Below are 20,526 nucleotides of genomic sequence, written 5' to 3'. Positions count from 1 at the left end.
TTGATCGGCTCGCGGCGACGGGGGGATGCCCCCCGGCTGATCAGCAATTAGGCTGCCAGCATTTCCTTCGCGTGCTTGCGGGTGGTCGGGGTGATCTCCAGGCCGCCGAGCATCCGTGCCACTTCTTCGATGCGGTTCGCCTTGTCGAGCGAAGTCACGCTGCTGACCGTGCCGCCTTTGCCATTGCCCGCTTTGGCCACCTGGAAATGGTGGTCGCCGCGCGCGGCGACTTGCGGCAAATGCGTGACGCACAGCACCTGGCGCTGCTGGCCGAGCTGATGCAGAAGCCGCCCGACTACTTCAGCGACGCCACCGCCGATGCCGGTATCCACTTCGTCGAAAATCAGCGTGGGTGTCGGGCTGGCGGCGCTCGCGATTACCGCTAACGCGAGGCTGATACGCGCCAGCTCGCCGCCCGAGGCGACCTTCGCGAGCGGCCGCAGCGGCACACCCGCATGACCGGCGACCCGGAACTCGACCTGTTCGAGCCCATGCGCGCCACCTTCGGGCAGCGGCACCAGCGCGACTTCGAAGCTGCCGCCTTTCATCGACAGTTCCTGCATGCCGGTGGTGACTGCCGCGCCCAGCGCCTTGCCGGCCTTGGCGCGCGCCTTCGACAGTTTCTTTGCCTCGGTCAGGAAGGCTTCTTTGGCTTTGGCCTCGGCGGCGTGCAGGCTGTCGAGGTCCGCGGCGGCGTCGAGCGCGGCCAGTTGCGCGCGACGCGCCTCGTGTTCTTCGGGCAGCGTTTCCGGCTGCAGGCGGAATTTTCGCGCGGCCGAATGCAATGCATCCAGACGCTTTTCGACCTGCGCGAGCCGGTCCGGGTCGAGTTCGAGCTTTTGCGCGTAATGGCTCAACGAATAAGCCGCTTCCTGCAACTGGATTTCGGCCGGTTCCAGCGCGGCCAGCACGTCGTTCAAGGCCGGATCGATCTCCGCCAGATCGCGCACCTTCGACACGATCGAGGACAGATGCGTGATCATGGCCTCGTCCGATTCGGACAGCGCGCCGAGTGCGCCTTGCACGCCGTCGATCAGATTGGCCGAATGCGACAGCCGCCGATGCTCGGCGTTGACCTCTTCCCACTCGCCCGGCTGCGGCGCGAGCTTGTCCAGTTCGGTGAGCTGCCAGGCGAGGCGCTCGCGTTCCAGTTGCAGTTCACGGTCACGCGTTTGCGCATGCTCGACCGCCTGAACCTTCTCGCGCCATGTGCGCCATGCCCGCGTGACGATGGCCGCCGTGTCGGACAGGCCGGCGTGGGTGTCGAACAGTTCGCGTTGCGCGTCGGGGCGCATCAGCAACTGGTGCGCGTGCTGGCCATGAATATCCACCAGCATTTCGCCGACCTCGCGCAACTGCGCGAGCGTCGCCGCCGTGCCGTTGATGAAGGCGCGCGAGCGGCCGTTGGCATCCACCACGCGCCGCAGCATGACGGTGCTGCCGTGATGGCCGTCGGCGCCGATTGTGCCGAGCGCCTGCTCGTCGAGCCAGTGCTCGACCTGCGCATGCGTTTCGAACTCCGCGGTGATGTCCGCGCGGCTTTCGCCCGTGCGCACGACGTTCGCATCGGCACGGGCGCCGAGCGCGAGCGCCAGCGCGTCGATCAGGATCGACTTGCCGGCGCCGGTTTCGCCGGAGAAAACAGTGAAGCCGCTGTCGAATTCGAGATCGAGCGCGGCGACGATGACGAAGTCGCGTATCGAGAGGTGGCGAAGCATGGAGGTCGTCTGGTGAGCTGGGTAGTCAGGGTTCGGCAGCGGCGGCGTTCGCGTTCCGGGTGTCCTTGCCGCTCAGGGCTTGGGGTCTTCTTCGTGCGACGGGTATTCGTTCCAGTGCAGCTTCTTGCGCAGCGTGGCGAAGTAGCTGTAGCCGACCGGATGCAGCATCGGCACCGTATGACGCGAGCGGCGCACTTCGATCGTGTCGCTCAGTTCGAGCGAGGTGAACGACTGCATGTCGAAATTGACGTTCACTTCGCGGCCCGAGACGATCTGGATGCTCACCTTGGAATCGTCCGGCAGCACGATCGGACGGTTCGACAGCGCGTGCGGCGCGATCGGCACCAGCACGATGCCCTGCAACTGCGGATGCAGAATCGGCCCTTGCGACGACAGCGCGTAAGCGGTCGAGCCGGTGGGCGTGGCCACGATCAGGCCGTCCGAGCGCTGGTTGTACATGAAGCGGCCGTCCACCGAGACATGCAGTTCCGCCATGCCCGAGAAGCCGCTGCGGTTGACCACTACGTCGTTGAAGGCCAGTGCGTGATAGATCGGGTTGCCGTCGCGCATGATGCGCGCTTCGAGCAGCACCCGTTCTTCGCGCTCGAAATTGCCGGACAGCATTTGCGGCACGATCTCGCGCATGTCGGAGATCGGAATGTCGGTAATGAAGCCGAGCCGCCCATGGTTGATGCCGATCAAGGGCGTGCGATACGGCGCGAGCTGTCGGCCGATACCGAGCATCGTGCCGTCGCCGCCCAGCACCACGGCCACGTCGGCGCGCGCGCCGATCTCGGCGGGACGCAGCGCCGGGTAGTCGGTGACGCCGATCTCGGCAGCGGTGTCGGCTTCGAACACGACCTCGAAGCCGCGCTTCGCGATGCACAAGGCGAGCGCGGTCAACGGCTCGGCGATACCCGGCGTATTGTTGCGCCCGACGAGCGCGACGGTCTTGAACTGGCTGGTCACTTGCATGCCGGCATTACACCATAGGTAGGGCCTGAAAAGAACCGTAGACAGACCCGGTGACGGGCCGGCGCGCGCGGGCCGCCAGCGCCTCTCGCGATTATCGTTAGAATGGTGAAGCCTTGATGACATGCGCGCCGGCTAAAGTGCGGCGGGGTGCCGCCAGCCGGGCCGCCCGGAAGGCGGCCCGCAAGGTGCTCCGCAACGCGCCGGACTGAACGCCGGCCAATGATGTGCCGGACCGAAGGCAACGTGCCGCAGCGGCAAGCGGTGGCGCGTTCGTCAGGGATGGGCGCCCCTAGCGCTCGCGGTAGTCGTGCCATTGAGCTAAAATTTTCCGTCATGCTAGATCCTCGCGCACAAACCCTCCTCAAAACGCTGATCGAGCGCTACATCGCCGAAGGTCAGCCGGTCGGCTCGCGCACGTTGTCGCGCTATTCGGGCCTCGAACTGAGCCCCGCCACCATCCGCAACGTCATGTCCGACCTCGAGGACCTGGGGCTCGTGATCAGCCCGCACACTTCCGCGGGCCGCATTCCCACGCCGCGCGGCTACCGCCTGTTCGTGGACACCATGTTGACGGTGGAGTCCGCCGCGGACGAAGAAGCCGTGATGCGTACCGTCAAGACCACGCTGAAGGCAGGCGAGCCGCAGAAAGTCGTTGCTGCCGCGGCGAGTGTGCTGTCCAACCTGTCGCAGTTCGCCGGCGTGGTGCTCACGCCGCGGCGCAGCCACGTGTTCAAGCAGATCGAGTTCATGCGTTTGTCCGACAAACGCATTCTGCTGATCATCGTCACGCCGGAAGGCGATGTGCAGAACCGCATCATGGCGACCCAGCGCGATTTCTCGCCGTCGCAACTGGTCGAAGCCTCCAACTACATCAACGCGCACTTCGCGGGCCTCTCGTTCGACGACGTGCGCCGCCGCCTGCGCGAAGAAATCGACGAACTGCGCGGCGACATGACCACGCTGATGCACGCCGCCGTCACGGCCAGCACCGACGAAGCCGACACGGGCGAGACCGTGCTGATTTCCGGCGAGCGTAACCTGCTCGAAGTGGCCGACCTCTCGTCGGATATGGCGCGCTTGCGCAAGCTGTTCGATGTGTTCGACCAAAAGACCAGTCTCCTTCAATTGCTCGACGTGTCGAGTCACGCGGCGGGCGTGCAGATTTTCATTGGCGGCGAGTCGAATCTCGTGCCGATCGAGGAAATGAGCGTGGTCACCGCGCCTTACGAGGTGAACGGCAAGATTGTCGGCACCTTGGGCGTGATCGGACCGACCCGCATGGCCTACAACCGCGTGATTCCGATTGTGGACATTACCGCGCGCCTGCTTTCCCTCACGCTCAGCCAACAGTAAATAGCTTTCTTTTCGACTCCTCGCCGCGCCGGTTCCTGCCGCAAATAATGCGTCACGGCGCGCGGCTTGCCAATTGGCCGAATGGCCAGGGGTGTCCGGCGGACCGGTGCATGAAGCTCGCCGCTATAATGGTTCCCACTTGAACCGCCACTCCGCCTAACCGGTTACTTCTGCTGCCTATGCGCTTCGACCTCGAGCGGCCTTCACAGAACGCCACATCACACCGCGTCGCCGTGCTCCTGATCAATCTCGGCACGCCCGACGCGCCGACGCCGCGTGCGGTTCGCCGCTATCTCGCGCAGTTTCTTTCCGATCCGCGGGTGGTCGAAATTCCGGCGCTGCTCTGGCAGATCATCTTGCGCCTGTTGATTTTGCCGTTCCGCGGCCGCGCCTCCGCCAAGAAATACGCCACAGTGTGGATGCCCGAAGGCTCGCCGCTGCGCGTGTACACCGAGAAGCAGACGGAAGCCTTGCGTCATCTGCTGCAACTGAACGACTACACGGTGCTCGTCGACTACGCGATGCGTTACGGCACGCCGGGCATTCCGGCCATGCTGAACCAGCTCAAGCTGGCGGGCGCCGAACGCGTGCTGCTGATGCCCATGTATCCGCAGTATTCGTCGTCCACCACGGCCACCGCGTTCGACGACGCCTTTTCGGCGCTCAAGCGCATGCGCAATCAGCCGGAAATCCGCACGGTGCGCCAGTACGCCGATCATCCGGCCTACATTGCGGCGCTCGCCGCGCAGGTACATCACTATTGGCATCAGCACGGCCGGCCGGATTTCGCCTCTGGTGACAAGCTGGTGCTGAGCTTTCACGGCGTGCCCAAGCGCACGCTGGATCTCGGCGACCCATACCACGAGCAATGCCAGCAAACCGGCGCGCTGCTGATGCAGGCACTCGAACTGACGCCGGTGGAATGCCGCATCACGTTCCAGTCGCGCTTCGGCAAGGCCGAGTGGCTGCAGCCGTACACCGCACCCACGCTCAAGGAGCTGGGCTCGGCGGGCGTGCGGCGTGCTGATCTGTTCTGTCCGGGCTTTACGGCCGACTGCCTTGAAACCATCGAGGAAATCGGCATGGAGGTGCGCGACGAATTCCTGCACGCGGGCGGCCAGGATTTCCATCGGATTCCCTGCCTGAACGCCTCGCAGGCGTGGATTGCCGCGTTGGGCGAAATCGTTGCGCAGAATTTGCAGGGCTGGCCGGTGCAGGCGCTACCGGTGCCGCACACGACAGGAGCTTGAGCAGGCTCATGAATTACAGGATTTCAACCGAAGCCGGCGCCAAGTTGCGCATCGACAAATGGCTGTGGGCGGCGCGCTTCTTCAAGACGCGTTCGCTCGCGGCGGCGGCCGTCGAAAAAGGACATGTGCGCATTGACGGCGCCAGCGTCAAGCCGGCCAAAGACGTGCGGGTCGGTGACCTGGTCGAGATCGAGATCGAACGGATCGTGTGGCAAGTGGAGGTGCTGGGCGTGTGCGACGTGCGCGGCCCGGCGAGTGTCGCGCAAACGCTTTATGCGGAAACCGAAGAGAGTAAGTTGAAGCGGCAGGTCGAACAGGAGCGGCGCAAGACGTATCGCGAGCCGGCGGCCGCATTACACGGCCGACCGACCAAGCGCGACCGGCGCACTATCGACAAACTTTCAGGTGGGGATTGAACAGTTGTTCCATGGTCGCGTGCACGCCACCATATTCGGTAGTGTGATCGTTGACAGCCCCGGACATGCAGATGGTCGTGGTGCCCGCAATCAGAACCAATGCGACCACCGAGATTGCAAAGGTCAGTTTCACGGTACTCCCCTCGGGAAGGTTCAGGATAAAGACGGGCGAATCGGGTGAAATTGCAAGATATCGGAAAGGATTACGTCAGATTAGGGTTAACGCGTCTTTTCCGATGCTTTGTTGGAGCATAGGCCACTTGCCGCCCGCACTCAATCTCAATCTGATTGCGTCGCATTAATGGTTGTAACCAGGCATTTCCGCTGCCCGGCCGTGGTGCGAAAAGATCCGGGAGAACCGCTTGAAATGGTTCTTTCCGGCCTCATCTGCCGTGTTGATTTGCGGTGACTCGCGAAGTTGTCTGTCGCGATTTTGCAACGCACAAACCGCACCAGGCTTAATGCGCTGCCGCCGCCCTCGGCTTTTACCTCGCTTTCACTTTTTAACGACTTTCAGCGACATGGAAAACACGCAAGAGAACCCGACGAGCCAGAATTCCAAGCCCGCCGACGAAACCGCGCGCCAGGCCGCCGAGGCCGCGGCACCTCAGCAGGAAGCCGCTGCGAACGCGGCGACCGACTCGCCGGCAAGCGCCGAGCAAGCGGCACTGGCCGAGGCTCAGGCAAAGATCGCCGAGTTGCAGGAAAGCTTCCTGCGGGCCAAGGCTGAGACCGAAAACGTGCGCCGCCGCGCTCAGGAAGACGTCGCCAAGGCGCACAAGTTTGCGATCGAGACTTTTGCCGAGCATCTGCTGCCGGTGATCGACAGCCTCGAAGCAGCTGTCGCGCACTCCACCGACGATCTGCCGAAAGTGCGCGAAGGCGTCGAACTCACGCTGCGCCAGCTCACTGGCGCGCTGGAAAAGGGTCGCGTCGTCGCCCTGAATCCGGTTGGCGAGAAGTTCGACCCGCATCGCCATCAGGCCATTTCCATGGTTCCGGCCGACCAGGAGCCGAACACCGTGGTGGCCGTGCTGCAAAAGGGCTTCGTAATCGCCGATCGCGTGCTGCGACCGGCACTCGTGACCGTCGCGGCCCCGAAGTAAGCGCGACGAGGCGTTCAGAAGCCGTTTAGTCTGGCAGGCGTCGCCATGGCCAATATTCCCGTCGACGCCACCGCGTTCGCGGCCTTCGAGATGCAGGCGCTCAGCGCGGAGTCATTCGACGCCGGGCTCGCCGGAGCGGGCGATGAACTGGCCGTGGTGTTTTTCTGGGGTCTCGACTGCTTTAACTGCGAGATTGCCAAGAAGGCCATGCTGGCGCAGCCGGACGCGATTCGCGCTCTCGGTCTCAAATGGTTTCACAGCAACGTTTACGAGCATCGCGAACTGGGGCGGCGCTTCACGCTGCACGGCGTGCCCACATGGTTCTTTTTTTACCGCGGCAAGCGGCTCGGCCGGGCAACCGGCTGGCATGGCCTCGGGCAGTTCCAGGCCGCGGTTGCGGCCGCACGGGAAAAAATCCGGGTGGCTGATGCTGCAAAAACCGCCGGCCCGCAAGCCGATGGAACAATTTCGGGCGAAAGTTCGCCCGATTGAAAAAAATTAAAGACCGCATCGTAAAAGAGGTCTTGAAAACGATGCGGACGCACTTATGTTGAGTGCAGGTAGGAATTGAGAGCGGATCGCCTTACCGCCAGCAGGGCAAACAAGGCGCTTCCCGCAGCGATCAAAGTCAGGAGATTAGTAAAAATGGGCAAAATCATCGGCATCGACCTCGGCACGACCAACTCGTGCGTGGCGATCATGGAAGGCAATTCGGTCAAGGTGATCGAGAATTCGGAAGGCGCGCGCACCACGCCGTCGATCATCGCTTACATGGAAGACGGCGAGATTCTCGTCGGCGCGCCTGCGAAGCGTCAGTCGGTCACGAACCCGAAGAACACGCTGTACGCGGTCAAGCGCCTGATCGGCCGCCGCTTCGAAGAAAAAGAAGTGCAGAAAGACATCGGCCTGATGCCGTACAAGATCATGAAAGCCGACAACGGCGACGCATGGGTCGAAGTGCGCGATCAGAAGCTCGCTCCGCCGCAAATTTCGGCGGAAGTGCTGCGCAAGATGAAGAAGACCGCTGAAGACTACCTCGGCGAGCCGGTCACGGAAGCCGTGATCACGGTTCCTGCGTACTTCAACGACAGCCAGCGTCAGGCCACCAAAGACGCAGGCCGCATCGCCGGTCTGGAAGTGAAGCGGATCATCAACGAACCGACCGCAGCCGCTCTGGCATTCGGTCTGGACAAGGCCGAAAAGGGCGACCGCAAGATCGCGGTGTATGACCTGGGCGGCGGTACGTTCGACGTGTCGATCATCGAAATCGCCGACGTTGACGGTGAAATGCAGTTCGAAGTGCTGTCCACGAACGGCGATACGTTCCTGGGCGGTGAAGACTTCGACCAACGCATCATCGACTACATCATCGGCGAGTTCAAGAAGGAACAGGGCGTCGATCTGTCGAAAGACGTGCTCGCGCTGCAGCGCCTGAAGGAATCGGCTGAAAAGGCCAAGATCGAGCTGTCGTCGAGCCAGCAAACCGAAATCAACCTGCCGTACATCACAGCCGACGCGTCGGGTCCGAAGCATTTGAACCTGAAAATTACGCGTGCGAAGCTGGAAGCGCTGGTTGAAGAGCTGATCGAACGCACCATTGAACCGTGCCGCGTGGCAATCAAGGACGCAGGCGTGAAGGTCGGCGAAATCGACGACGTGATTCTGGTCGGCGGTATGACCCGTATGCCGAAGGTGCAGGAAAAGGTTAAGGAATTCTTCGGCAAGGACCCGCGCCGTGACGTGAACCCGGACGAAGCCGTGGCCGTTGGCGCCGCGATTCAAGGCCAGGTTCTGTCGGGCGACCGCAAGGACGTTCTGCTGCTCGACGTGACCCCGCTGTCGCTCGGCATCGAAACGCTCGGCGGCGTGATGACGAAGATGATCAACAAGAACACCACGATCCCGACCAAGCACGCACAGGTCTACTCGACGGCTGATGACAATCAGGGCGCCGTGACGATCAAGGTGTATCAGGGCGAACGCGAAATGGCAGCTGGCAACAAGCTGCTGGGCGAGTTCAACCTCGAAGGCATTCCGCCGGCACCGCGCGGCACGCCGCAGATCGAAGTGAGCTTCGACATCGACGCGAACGGCATTCTGCACGTCGGCGCGAAAGACAAGGCGACCGGCAAGGAAAACCGCATCACGATCAAGGCGAACTCGGGTCTGTCCGAAGCCGAAATCGAGAAGATGGTGAAGGACGCCGAAGCGAACGCGGAAGAAGATCACAAGCTGCGTGAGCTGGCCGACGCCCGCAACCAGGGCGACGCGCTGGTCCACAGCACGAAGAAGGCGCTCACCGAATACGGCGACAAGCTCGAAGCTTCCGAGAAGGAAAAGATCGAAGCCGCGCTCAAGGACCTCGAAGAAACGCTGAAGAGCGGTTCGAGCGACAAGGCCGCGATCGAAGCCAAGATCGAAGTGGTGGCCACCGCCTCGCAGAAAATGGGCGAGAAGATGTACGCCGACATGCAGGCTGCGCAAGGCGCGGAAGCCGCGGCAGCAGGCGCGGCGGGTGCGGGCGGCGCAGGTGCATCGGCGGGTGGAGCGAGCCAGCAGCAGGACGACGTGGTCGACGCCGAGTTCAAGGAAGTCAAGAAAGACTAAAGCCAGGTCGCATTTCGACCGTAAAGCCGCACACAGCAATGTGTGCGGCCCGGCTGCACAAGGGATTGCGTCCAACCGGGCGACATGAACGTGCGAAAGCGGTTATCGCGCCTGGCGAGCCTTTTGGGGCTCTCCGGGCACATTTGTTTTATGGAGGGCGTTGTTTTCAGGCCATGTTGAAAGGGCATGAAACAGCGGCCGGACGAGTCGTTAGACTCCAGCATTCAAGAGGAGCCACCGCGTCGCATTGCGCGAGTGGCGTTGAACCGATATGGCGAAACGGGATTACTACGAGGTTCTGGGCGTCGCAAAGAACGCGAGCGACGACGAAATCAAGAAGGCTTATCGCAAGCTCGCGATGAAGCACCACCCCGACCGCAATCCGGGCAACAAGGATGCGGAAGGGCATTTCAAAGAGGTGAAGGAAGCCTATGAAATGCTGTCGGACTCGCAAAAGCGTGCCGCGTACGACCAGTACGGCCACGCGGGCGTCGATCCGAACATGGGCGGTGCCGGAGCGCAAGGCTTTGGCGGTTTTGCCGACGCATTCGGCGATATTTTCGGCGACATCTTCGGCCAGGCAGCCGGTGGCGCCGCGCGTGGCGGCGGCGGCCGCGCGGGCCCGCAGGTGTACCGCGGCGCCGATCTGCGCTACAGCATGGAAATCACGCTCGAACAGGCCGCACACGGCTACGACACGCAGATCCGCGTGCCGAGCTGGGTCTCGTGCGAAATCTGTCACGGTTCGGGTGCCAAGCCCGGCACCAAGCCGGAAACCTGCCCGACCTGTAGTGGTTCGGGTTCGGTGCGGATGTCGCAGGGCTTCTTCAGTATTCAGCAAACCTGCCCGAAGTGCCACGGCACCGGCACCTACATTCCCGACCCGTGCGGCCACTGCCACGGCGCGGGTAAGGTGAAGGAAACCAAGACGCTGGAAGTGAAGATCCCGGCAGGTATCGACGACGGCATGCGTATCCGTTCCGCCGGCAATGGCGAGCCGGGCATCAACGGTGGCCCGTCGGGCGATCTGTACGTCGAAATTCATATCAAGCAGCACTCGGTGTTCGAGCGCGACGGCGACGATCTGCATTGCCAGATGCCGATTCCGTTCACCACTGCGGCGCTCGGCGGCGAGATCGAAGTGCCGACCCTTGCGGGCCGCGCCAGCTTCACGGTGCCGGAAGGCACGCAATCGGGCAAGACGTTCCGTCTGCGTGGCAAGGGCATCAAGGGGCTGCGTTCGAGCATTGCCGGCGATCTGTACGTGCACGTGCAAGTCGAAACGCCGGTCAAGCTGACCGAGCCGCAGCGCGATTTGCTCAAGCAGTTCGAAAAGGCGCTGGTCGAGGGCGGTTCGCGGCATAGCCCGCAAAGCAAGAGCTGGTTCGACCGGGTGAAGAGCTTCTTCGATTAATGACAGTTTGATTTTGGCGGTAAGCATGACGGCAGATGAGCACGGCGCGGTTTTCGCATTGCTCGACGATTGCGACGCGTTGCCGGCGCGCCCTTCGAGTCGTCTGTACACGGGCTTTGTGCAGGAATGGGTGTGTGCGGATGCCGCGCAACTCGAAGCCGTGTGCGAGCGCGTGGCTGCGGAAACCCTGCGTGGTTTGCATGCCGTCGTGCTCGCCGACTACGAGTTCGGCCGGGATCTCCTCGGCGCCGAGGCGCATTGGTCTCTGAAAACGCAGCGTGGCGATGCCACGCTGCGTTTTTTATTGTTCGAACGTTGCGAGAAGCGTTCGCGTGAAGAGGTCGACGCGTGGCTCATGGCACGCGACCAGGGCGCGGCCGAGCCATCGGTGGCGGGCACGGCCAACGTGCGCGCGAGCGTCGATCCGCGGCAGTTCAACGCGGCGATCGACGGGGTCCACGCAGCCCTGCGCGCGGGCGATTCCTATCAGGTCAACTACACGTACCGGCTCGGCTTCGACGTGTTCGGCTCGCCCGTCGCTTTGTATCGGCGGCTGAGAGCGCGCCAGCCGGTTCGCTACGGTGCGCTGATCGCGTTGCCGGACGGCGATTGGGTGTTGTCGTGTTCGCCGGAACTCTTCGTCGAAAAGCAGGGCGAGACGTTGCATGCGCGGCCGATGAAAGGCACCGCGCCACGATCCGACGACCCGGCGGCGGACCGGCGCGCTGCCGAATTCCTGGGCAACGATCCTAAAAACCGTGCCGAAAACGTGATGATCGTCGACCTGTTGCGCAACGATCTGTCGAGGGTGGCGCAGACGGGCTCGGTCAAGGTGCCGGCGCTCTTTTCGGTTGAGCCGTATGGGACGGTCTGGCAGATGACGTCCACTGTGCATGCGGCGTTGCGGCCCGGCACGTCGTTCGCCGGGATACTGCGCGCGCTGTTTCCCTGTGGCTCGATCACGGGCGCGCCGAAGCATCGCACGATGCAATTGATCGATGAACTCGAGAGCACGCCGCGCGGGCTCTATACCGGCGCCATCGGCTGGCTGGATGCGCCCTCGGCGGCCGCGCACACCACGAGTGCCGGCACATCCACACCGGCTGCGAACGAAACCGCCTGCGGTGACTTCTGCCTGTCCGTCGCGATCCGCACGTTGACGCTGAGCCGGTCGGCGCAAACGGGGCAACTGGAAGGCAAGATGGGCATCGGCGCGGGGATCGTGCTCGACAGCGTCGCCGCCGACGAATACGCGGAGTGTCAATTGAAGGCCCGCTTTCTGACCCATGCCGAGCCGGGTTTCGAACTCTTCGAAACAATGTATGCGACGCGCGAAGAGGGCGTGCGGCATTGGTCGCGCCATCTTGCGCGACTCTCGTCGAGCGCGGCGGTACTCGGCTTCAAACTCGACGATACGATCGCCAACGCCCTTCGCGCGGAGATCGCGGCGAAGTGCGCGGCGCTGCCCGCACAAACTCCGCATCGCATGCGGCTCGCGTTGAGCAAGAACGGCACGGCGAACATCACCGCGGCCGTGCTGACGCCGCTAGCCGACTCCACTGTCGGCGTGTTGCTCGGACCCGATCACGCCTTCCCGGCAACCGACGCCTACGACTTGCTGCTGCGTCACAAAACCACTCGCCGCGCCGAATACGATCGCGGCTGGCGCGAAGCCGAAGCGAAGGGCGCGTTCGACACGCTGTTCTTCAACGGGCAGGGCGAATTGACCGAAGGTGGCCGGTCGAATGTCTTCGTGAAGTTGGCGGGGCGCTGGTGGACGCCGCCGCTTGCGTCGGGCGTGCTGCCAGGCGTGATGCGCAGCGTTTTGCTCGAGGAGGCGTCGGGTCTGCAGGCGGCCGAACGTGTGCTCACCCGGACCGATCTGCAAAACGCCGAAGCGCTGATGGTGTGCAATGCACTGCGAGGCGCGCTGCCGGCACGGATCGTGGACTGAGAGAGGCGCGCCGCCACGGGCTGGGACAGGTCGACCAGTCGCCAGAGAAAGACAACCGGCCTTGTATGCGTTTGAACGCGATATCGGATACGCGCCAAAGCGAACGACAACGGGCACGAAACGGCCCGTTCCGCTCGATCCTCTAACGCTCGAAACTCAGAACGTGTGCTCCGGCCCAGGGAACGAGCCGTCCTTCACCGCAGCGACATAAGCTTCCACGGCCGCGAGAATACTCGGCTGCCCCTGCATGAAATCCTTCACGAAGCGCGGTCGCTTGCCGGGGAAAATACCCAGCATGTCGTGCAGCACCAGCACCTGACCCGAACAGTCCAGTCCCGCGCCGATACCAATCGTCGGAATGCGCAGTTGCTTCGTGACGTCGCTTGCGAGCAGCGTCGGGATCGCTTCCATCACGATCAATTGCGCGCCGGCCGCCTGCACGGCGAGCGAGTCGCGCAGCAATTGCGTCGCGCCCGCTTCGGTCTTGCCTTGCACCTTGAAGCCGCCGAACGCATGCACCGATTGCGGCGTCAGGCCGACGTGAGCGCACACGGGAATCGAGCGCTCCACGAGGAAGCGCACCGTGTCCGCGAGCCATTCGCCGCCCTCGAGCTTCACCATTTGCGCGCCGGCGCGCATCAATTCAACCGAGCTTCTGAATGCCTCTTCCGGCGTGCCGTAAGTGCCGAACGGCAAGTCGGCCACGATCAGCGCCGCGGGCCGCGCGCGCGCCACGCTAGCCGTGTGATACGCGATGTCGGCGAGCGACACGGGCAGGGTGGTCGTCTGGCCTTGCAGCACGTTGCCGAGCGAGTCGCCGATCAGCAGCACGTCGACGCCCGCGCGGTCCAGCAGCGCGGCGAAGCTCGCGTCGTAACAGGTGAGCATGGCGATTCTTTCGCCGGCGTCGCGCATTGCCTGCAGTTTCGGCACGGTGATAGCGTTCCGGCTCGCTTCCTGCAAATAGGTCATGGGTCAATCCGTTGAGAAAAAAGAGGTGGCCACGCCGCTCAGAGCGACGTGCCTTTGACAAAGAATTCCTTGCGGCCGCGCATGGTTTCAATGCGTTCTGCGAGCAGCGCAAGGTCCGCGTCGGAGTCGAGCGGATTCAGGTGTTCGGCGTTGACCGTTAGCACGGGCGTGCGGTCGTAGTGATAGAAAAACTCGTTGTACGCATCGCACAGGGCGTGCAGATAGGCGTCGGAAATCTGCAGCTCCATCGGCACGGCGCGCTTCTGGATACGCGCGAACAGCACCTCAGGGCTCGCCTGCAGATAGACGACGAAGTCCGGCGCCGGCGCGCTAGCTTCGATACGCGCGGCAAGCGCGCGATACAACTGCCACTCGTCTTCCTGCAGCGTCAGACGCGCGAAGATGTCGTTCTTCTGCGTCATGAAATCGGCGATCAGCGGCGTGCCCGACACGTGCGCCGCGCTTACGTCCTGAGCCTGCTGCGCGCGTTGCAACGCGAAGTGCAGTTGTGTGGGTAACGCGTAACGCGCGGTGTCGCGGTAAAAACGTTCGAGAAAAGGATTGTCCTGCGGCCGTTCGAACAGTTCCTGCATCGACCAGCGCTGCGCAAGGCGCCGTGCGAGCGACGTCTTGCCGACGCCGATCGGCCCTTCGATCGCGAGATAGCCGAACGGCGGCCGCAGTTGCGGTGCCGTGACGGTGAGCGGCGATGAATTCATTCGCAGGGGCCCTTGCCGGCAGTGCCTTCACCGGCGGTCAATGCATTGAGCATAGGACACTGGCAAGGCCCTTTCACCTTCTCGATGCGCTGATCGCTCACGCCGCTGAGCAGCGCCTCGGCGCGGCCATGTTGCGGAATGACCAGTGCGGCGTCGATCTCGACGAGCGGCACCAGCGCGAAGGCGCGTTCAGTCAGGCGAGGATGCGGCACGATCAGATCGGCTTCGTCGATCGATTGATCGCCGAACAGCAGAATGTCCAGATCGAGCGTGCGCGGTGCGTTGCGAAACGGCCGCTCACGGCCGAACTGATGTTCGATCTTGTGGCATAGCGCAAGCAGATGCCGCACGGGGAGCGTCGTATCGACCTTCACGACGCAGTTGAAATAGTCGTCACCGCCCGCGTCGATCGGGGCAGTGCGATACAGGCTCGACTTGGCGAGCACGGTGATGGTGTGCTGTTGTGCGAGGCACACCACCGCGTCTTTCAGGGTCTGGCGCGCGTCCCCGAGATTCGCGCCGAGGCCGAGATAAGCAACCGTCATGGCATAACTTCCTGCAACTATCGTTCGACGGCAACAGCCAACGCTGTGTCAGTCGTCGTGCGAGCCGTTATGGCCTGCTTCGTCGGCTGTGCGTTCGGCTGGCGTGCCGCCCTCCAATCCGTCGCCCGGCTTGCGGCTTCGGGCGCCACTGCTGCGCCGCCGTCGTTTTCTGGGGCTTCGGTCCTTCCCGCCTTGCGTGAGCAATGTCTCACGTGCGGCGATGTCTCCGTCTATGAACTCCGTCCACCACGCACCGACCGACTCATCGAGTTCGCCCGATTCGCAGCGCAACAGGAGGAAATCATACCCCGCTCTAAATCTTTGGTGTTCCAGCAGCTTCAGCGCGCTTCTTCCCGAGCGTTTCTCGAGGCGTAACTGCAGACCCCAGATCTCGCGCATATCCGATGAAAAGCGCTTGTGGATCGCGAGTTTCTCGGTTTGCATGTCGAGCACCTCGTCCATTGCGCGATGCAGTGCGGGGACCGGATATTCGCCGTTCGCTTCGAATTTTTGCCAACGCTGCTGCACGTCGTGCCACAACAACGTGGCGAACAGGAAGCCCGGCGACACCGGTTTGCCGGCGCGCACGCGGGCATCCGTGTTGTTCAACGCAAGCGTGATGAATTTCTCGCCGATGGGTTGTTCGAGCACCACGTCGAGCAAGGGCAGCAGGCCATGATGCAGGCCTTCCTGCCGGAGGCGTTTCAAACACGCGAGCGCATGGCCGGAGAGCATCAGCTTGAGCATCTCGTCGAACAGGCGCGCGGCGGGCACATTGTTGATCAGATCAGCCATGTTGGCGATCGGCTCGCGGGTGCTGTCCTCGATCTCGAAGTCGAGCTTCGCCGCGAAACGCACCACGCGCAGCATGCGCACCGGATCTTCGCGGTAACGCGTGGCCGGGTCGCCGATCATGCGCAACAGACGCGCGCGCATGTCGGCCATGCCGTTGTGATAATCCAGCACGGTTTGCGTGGCCGGATCGTAGTACATCGCGTTGATCGTGAAGTCGCGGCGCGTGGCGTCTTCGTGCTGCTCGCCCCACACGTTGTCGCGCAGCACGCGGCCGCTTGCATCAACTGCATGGGTGCGGCGATCGAGTTCGTCGCGCTTCAGGCGGCGCGGCGGCGCCGCGTCTGCCGCGGGCGGATCGACCAGCGCGCGGAACGTGGAGGTTTCGATGATTTCCTGGCCGAACTGCACATGCACGATCTGAAACCGCCGACCGATAATGCGCGCGCGGCGGAACAGCTTCTGCACCTGTTCAGGCGTGGCATCGGTCGCGACGTCGAAGTCTTTCGGTTTGATGCCGAGCAGCAGATCGCGCACCGCACCGCCGACGATGAACGCGCGGTGCCCCGCCTGTTGCAGACCCTCCGTCACGCGAATCGCGTTCCGCGAGATCAGCGACTGGTCGATGCCGTGCACGTCGTGCGGAATGATGACCGGCACGTCCGGGTCGCGTACGGTTTTCGCGGGCACGCTGGCGCGGGTGGGCTTGCGGCGCGCTTTGCTCGCGCCTGACGGAGTGCGCGCCGGCGCGTTGCCGGTTTCGTCTGCTTCGGCTTCGGCGGGCAGGGTGTCGTCAGCGGGTGCCGCGTCCTGGCCGAATAGCTTGCGGATAAATTTTTTGATCACGAGGGTTGGAAGAGTTCGAGGATGCGCCAGCCTTTGGCCTGCGCATGGGCGCGCAATGTGTCGTCGGGATTGGTCGCGATCGGGTCCGTGACTTTTTCGAGCAGCGGGATGTCGTTGTGCGAATCGCTATAGAAATAGCTGTGCTCGAAGTCGCTCCACGTCTTGCCGAGCGAGGCGAGCCACGCTTCGGTGCGCACGATCTTGCCTTCCTTGTAGCTCGGCGTGCCGGTGGGGCGCCCGGTGTACGGCGAATGGGGCTCGCCGTCGACGGTTTCCGCTTCGCAGGCGATCAGCGTGTCGACGCCGAATGCCTGCGCGATCGGGCGGGTGATGAATTCGTTGGTGGCGGTGACCACGCAGCACAGGTCGCCGGCTTCCTGGTGCTGCTTCACCAACTCCTGCGCCACGGGGAAGATCGCCGGCTTGATGACTTCGTGCATGTACTGCGCGTGAAAGTCGGCGAGTTGCGCGCGCGTGTACTTCGACAGCGGCGTGAGCATGGCGATCAGATAGGCGTGAATGTCGAGCCGGCCGGCTTTGTAGTCGGCGAAAAAGCGGTCGTTTTCACGGGCGAAATTTTCGGCGTCGACCATGCCGTGTTTCACCATGAAGCGGCCCCATTCGTGGTCGCTGTCGGTGGGGATGAGCGTGTGGTCGAGGTCGAAGAGTGCGAGGTTAGCCATGGGGGCCTATTTTACTTGAAGCGGCGGATGAAGCGGATGAGGTCGCCGAGTTGGGCGCGGCGCGCCGTTCTTCGGCGTCCGGCGAGGCCAGCATGGTGCGCAACAGCGGCAGCGTGACCGCGCGTTTCTGTTCGAGCGAAAAGCGGTCGAGCGCGTCGAGCAGCGCCATCAGACTCGGCATGTCGCGGCGAAAATGGGTGAGCAGGTAGGCCGGCACGTCGTCGGCGAGCATGATGCCGCGCTCGCGTGCCGCGTGTTTGAGGACCGCGGCCTTGCCTTCGTCGGGCAGCGGCGCGAGATGGAACACGAGGCCCCAGCCGAGGCGCGTGCGTAAATCCTCGCGCACCGTCATACCGATGGGCGGCGCGTTGCCCGCGGCGACGAGTGCGCTGGTGGGATGCGCGCGCACTTCGTTGAACAGGTTGAAGACGGCGATTTGCTGTGCGGCGGAGAGTGCGTCGCAATCGTCGATCGCATACAGGGCGACGCGCGGGTCGAAACTGAAGGCGGCGAGGCTGCTCTGCGGGCCGGCGAAGCGCGCGTGCCCCGGCGACGCTTCGTGCACGAGCGCCTGCAGCAGATGCGTGCGGCCGCTGCCGGACTCGCCCCAGATGTAGAAGGTGCGATCGGCGACCGGCCCGGCGGCGAGCGCGTTCTCGAGCTCGCGCAGGCGCGTGACCAGCTCGGCGTTGGCGCCGGCGAAGAAATTGTCGAATGTCGATGGCGGCGGGGTGCCGAGATCGAGCGTCAGTTGACGAAGCACAGTAGGTTAATGCCGAAAATGAGGCCAAGCCGCAGATGGCCCGTCACGCGGGCCGGAATAGTCAACAAGCAGTCAGTTCTTATAAAGCGTGCTCGCCAGATAGCTTTGGCGCAGCTCGCGCATGGCGACCGACAGGATCGCGCTGACGGGCAACGCCAGCAATACGCCGAAAAAGCCGAACAGCTGCCCGAACGCGAGCAACGCGAAAATCACCGCGAGCGGGTGCAGGCCGATCCGTTCGCCCACCAGACGCGGTGTGAGAAAGAAGCTCTCCAGGATCTGGCCGACACCGTAAATCAGCGCGACCGCGCCGAAGCCGTACCAGTCGCCGAATTGCAGCAGCGCCGCGAGCAGCGCCAGCGCGAGACCGGTGGCAAACCCGATGTACGGGATGAACACCGCGAGCCCCGTGAAGATCCCGACCGGCAACGCGATCTCGAAGCGCGCAAGGCTCAGCGCAATCGCATAGTATGCGGCGAGCACGCCCATGACGAGCAACTGGCCGCGCAGATATTGCGACAGCATCTGGTCCATGTCGCGCGCGAGTTGCAGCGTCTTGTCGAGCCAGCGGCGCGGCACCACGACCTGTATGCGGGCGAGCATACGGTTCCAGTCGTACAGCAGGTAGAACAGCACGAGCGGCACCATGACCACATTGCCGACCACCGTCATCATGACATTGCCGCTCGTGCGGATGGAGGTCCACGCATACATCGCCACCGTCTGCGCGCTGCCTTCGAGCTGCCCCATCACGAGATCGCGGATGCTGGCGAAGTCGAGCGAATCGGCGAGGCCCAGCATGGCCAGCTTGGGTTGCAGCCAGGCGTTCACGTGCGCGAACAGCACCGGCACCTGCTGCCGCAACTGCGGCCCTTCTTTCTGGATGACGGCGAGCACCAGCAGCACGAGCAAGGTCATCAGCAGCGTGAAGAGCAGCATCATGAGCAACGCCGCAAGACCGCGCGGCACGCGCCGGCGCACCATCCACGCGACGCCCGGCTGCAGAATGTACGCGAGAATCGCACCGAGCAGAAACGGCGTGAGAACCGGACTCAGCAGCCAGAGCAGTATGCCGATGCCTAGCGCAATGGCAAGCCAGGTGAAGGCGCGGCGCTGGACAGGCGTCGGAATCGAGGAGTTCTCTTGCAAAGTTGTTTCCCAGGTGTCGTTCGGGACCGGATGATTCAAATTCCAGCCAGTCGGCCGGCATCGGGTAAAATCGCATTTTACCGACCTTCGAGCTCGTCCCCATGAATCAACCGAAATCCGCCCCGAATTCAACTGGTTCGGCCCAAGGGTTGTCGTATCGCGACGCCGGCGTGGACATCGACGCGGGCGACGCCCTTGTCGACGCGATCAAGCCCTTTGCCAAAAAGACGATGCGCGACGGCGTGCTGGGCGGCATCGGCGGGTTCGGCGCGCTGTTCGAAGTGCCGAAGAAGTATAAAGAGCCGGTGCTCGTGTCCGGCACCGACGGCGTCGGCACCAAGCTGCGCCTCGCCTTTCAACTGAACAAACACGACACCGTCGGCCAGGATCTGGTGGCGATGAGCGTGAACGACATTCTCGTGCAAGGCGCCGAGCCGCTGTTTTTCCTCGACTATTTCGCTTGCGGCAAGCTGGACGTCGGCACGGCGGCAACGGTCGTGAAGGGTATCGCGCACGGCTGCGAACTGTCCGGTTGCGCGCTGATCGGCGGCGAGACGGCGGAAATGCCGGGTATGTACCCCGACGGCGAATACGATCTGGCCGGTTTCGCGGTCGGCGCGGTGGAAAAGAGCAAGATTATCGACGGCAGCACGATTGCCCCGGGCGACGTGGTGCTCGGTCTGGCTTCGAGCGGCATCCATTCGAACGGGTTTTCGCTGGTGCGCAAGATCATCGAGCGCGCGCAGCCTGATCTGAACGCTGATTTCGACGGCCGCTCGCTCGCCGACGCGCTGATGGCGCCCACGCATATCTACGTGAAGCCGCTGCTGGCGCTGATGCAGCAAGTCGCCGTCAAGGGTATGGCGCACATCACGGGTGGCGGGCTGGTCGAGAATATTCCGCGCGTGCTGCGTGAAGGTTTGACGGCTGAGCTGGACCATCGCGCCTGGCCGCTGCCGCCGCTGTTCTCGTGGCTGCAAAAGCACGGCGGCGTGGCGGATGCGGAAATGCACCGTGTGTTCAACTGCGGTATCGGCATGGCCGTGGTCGTGTCGGCTGCGGATGCTGACGCTGCAATCGGTTTGCTGTCCGCCGCCGGCGAGCAGGTCTGGAAGATCGGCGTGATTCGCGAAAGCGCGGCCGGTGAGGCTCAGACCGTAGTGGTCTAAAGGCTTCGGAGTCTGCGCGGCGCGCGGTGCTAGTGGGGCCCCCCGGGGCGCCGCGGGCCCGCGCCATGCGGCACCATAACCGCGGCACCACCACC

The 20,526-nt window shown here is 63.4% G+C and carries 19 protein-coding genes; 9 read left to right on the top strand and 10 right to left on the bottom strand.

Annotated features, from left to right (window positions below; genetic code table 11):
• Window positions 1–47: 47 nt before the first annotated feature.
• Window positions 48–1,718: a DNA repair protein RecN gene (gene recN, locus P0D70_RS27625; protein WP_408186801.1), complete on the bottom strand. Its 1,671-nt coding sequence runs from the start codon at window positions 1,716–1,718 to the stop codon at window positions 48–50.
• 72 nt (window positions 1,719–1,790) lie between these two features.
• Entirely contained in the window at window positions 1,791–2,693 is a 903-nt protein-coding gene (locus P0D70_RS27620; RefSeq protein WP_091796675.1) for an NAD kinase, read from the bottom strand.
• Between the two features lie 333 nt (window positions 2,694–3,026).
• On the opposite strand from P0D70_RS27620, the gene hrcA reads away from it, so the two are divergent.
• The 3 genes from hrcA (at window position 3,027) to P0D70_RS27605 (ending at window position 5,712) form a co-directional block, all read left to right on the top strand.
• The gene (gene hrcA, locus P0D70_RS27615) at window positions 3,027–4,046 is read left to right on the top strand and encodes a heat-inducible transcriptional repressor HrcA (protein WP_091796674.1); all 1,020 of its coding nucleotides are present in this window, start codon (window positions 3,027–3,029) and stop codon (window positions 4,044–4,046) included.
• Window positions 4,047–4,225: 179 nt separating this feature from the next.
• Window positions 4,226–5,296, top strand: a complete 1,071-nt coding sequence (gene hemH / locus P0D70_RS27610; RefSeq protein ID WP_408186800.1) for a ferrochelatase — start codon at window positions 4,226–4,228, stop codon at window positions 5,294–5,296.
• An 8-nt stretch (window positions 5,297–5,304) separates the two neighbouring features.
• Window positions 5,305–5,712, top strand: coding sequence for an RNA-binding S4 domain-containing protein (locus P0D70_RS27605; RefSeq protein ID WP_408186799.1), 408 nt, complete (start codon window positions 5,305–5,307; stop codon window positions 5,710–5,712).
• Here P0D70_RS27605 and P0D70_RS27600 read toward each other — a convergent pair.
• A complete protein-coding gene (locus P0D70_RS27600) occupies window positions 5,684–5,845 on the bottom strand; it encodes a hypothetical protein (protein WP_012431795.1) in 162 nt (53 codons plus the stop codon). The two genes, P0D70_RS27605 and P0D70_RS27600, sit on opposite strands and share 29 nt — an antisense overlap.
• Before the next feature lie 388 nt (window positions 5,846–6,233).
• Here P0D70_RS27600 and grpE point away from each other — a divergent pair, with 388 nt between their 5' ends.
• From grpE to pabB, 5 genes are all read left to right on the top strand, one after another.
• Window positions 6,234–6,818, top strand: coding sequence for a nucleotide exchange factor GrpE (gene grpE / locus P0D70_RS27595; protein ID WP_091796671.1), 585 nt, complete (start codon window positions 6,234–6,236; stop codon window positions 6,816–6,818).
• Window positions 6,819–6,863: 45 nt separating this feature from the next.
• On the top strand, window positions 6,864–7,310 hold the full coding sequence (locus P0D70_RS27590) for a thioredoxin family protein (RefSeq protein ID WP_408186798.1): 447 nt from the start codon (window positions 6,864–6,866) through the stop codon (window positions 7,308–7,310).
• A 153-nt stretch (window positions 7,311–7,463) separates the two neighbouring features.
• Entirely contained in the window at window positions 7,464–9,425 is a 1,962-nt protein-coding gene (gene dnaK / locus P0D70_RS27585) for a molecular chaperone DnaK (protein WP_091796669.1), read from the top strand.
• Window positions 9,426–9,696: 271 nt separating this feature from the next.
• Window positions 9,697–10,839, top strand: coding sequence for a molecular chaperone DnaJ (dnaJ, locus tag P0D70_RS27580; protein ID WP_091796668.1), 1,143 nt, complete (start codon window positions 9,697–9,699; stop codon window positions 10,837–10,839).
• A gap of 25 nt (window positions 10,840–10,864) precedes the next feature.
• Window positions 10,865–12,793, top strand: a complete 1,929-nt coding sequence (gene pabB, locus P0D70_RS27575) for an aminodeoxychorismate synthase component I (protein ID WP_408186797.1) — start codon at window positions 10,865–10,867, stop codon at window positions 12,791–12,793.
• A gap of 156 nt (window positions 12,794–12,949) precedes the next feature.
• Here pabB and panB read toward each other — a convergent pair whose 3' ends face one another.
• From panB to P0D70_RS27540, 7 genes are all read right to left on the bottom strand, one after another.
• Window positions 12,950–13,765: a 3-methyl-2-oxobutanoate hydroxymethyltransferase gene (gene panB, locus P0D70_RS27570; protein WP_408186796.1), complete on the bottom strand. Its 816-nt coding sequence runs from the start codon at window positions 13,763–13,765 to the stop codon at window positions 12,950–12,952.
• 38 nt (window positions 13,766–13,803) lie between these two features.
• Entirely contained in the window at window positions 13,804–14,484 is a 681-nt protein-coding gene (locus tag P0D70_RS27565) for a deoxynucleoside kinase (RefSeq protein ID WP_091796665.1), read from the bottom strand.
• Window positions 14,481–15,029, bottom strand: a complete 549-nt coding sequence (folK, locus tag P0D70_RS27560; protein WP_091796664.1) for a 2-amino-4-hydroxy-6-hydroxymethyldihydropteridine diphosphokinase — start codon at window positions 15,027–15,029, stop codon at window positions 14,481–14,483. Before folK ends, P0D70_RS27565 begins: the two co-directional genes overlap by 4 nt.
• Before the next feature lie 48 nt (window positions 15,030–15,077).
• The gene (gene pcnB / locus P0D70_RS27555; protein WP_408186795.1) at window positions 15,078–16,667 is read right to left on the bottom strand and encodes a polynucleotide adenylyltransferase PcnB; all 1,590 of its coding nucleotides are present in this window, start codon (window positions 16,665–16,667) and stop codon (window positions 15,078–15,080) included.
• Entirely contained in the window at window positions 16,664–17,350 is a 687-nt protein-coding gene (locus tag P0D70_RS27550) for a histidinol-phosphatase (protein WP_091796662.1), read from the bottom strand. Before P0D70_RS27550 ends, pcnB begins: the two co-directional genes overlap by 4 nt.
• Window positions 17,343–18,113, bottom strand: a complete 771-nt coding sequence (hda, locus tag P0D70_RS27545) for a DnaA regulatory inactivator Hda (RefSeq protein ID WP_091796661.1) — start codon at window positions 18,111–18,113, stop codon at window positions 17,343–17,345. Before hda ends, P0D70_RS27550 begins: the two co-directional genes overlap by 8 nt.
• 72 nt (window positions 18,114–18,185) lie before the next feature.
• Window positions 18,186–19,262 (bottom strand): AI-2E family transporter, encoded by a 1,077-nt coding sequence (locus P0D70_RS27540; RefSeq protein ID WP_408186794.1) that lies wholly within the window; start codon window positions 19,260–19,262, stop codon window positions 18,186–18,188.
• 101 nt (window positions 19,263–19,363) lie between these two features.
• Between P0D70_RS27540 and purM the strand changes: the two genes are divergently transcribed.
• The gene (gene purM / locus P0D70_RS27535; RefSeq protein ID WP_091796660.1) at window positions 19,364–20,431 is read left to right on the top strand and encodes a phosphoribosylformylglycinamidine cyclo-ligase; all 1,068 of its coding nucleotides are present in this window, start codon (window positions 19,364–19,366) and stop codon (window positions 20,429–20,431) included.
• Window positions 20,432–20,526: the final 95 nt, after the last annotated feature.

The sequence above is a fragment of the Paraburkholderia sp. RL17-381-BIF-C genome, assembly GCF_046026435.1.
Taxonomy (GTDB): domain Bacteria; phylum Pseudomonadota; class Gammaproteobacteria; order Burkholderiales; family Burkholderiaceae; genus Paraburkholderia.
This window is presented reverse-complemented; position numbering and strand designations above follow the sequence as displayed.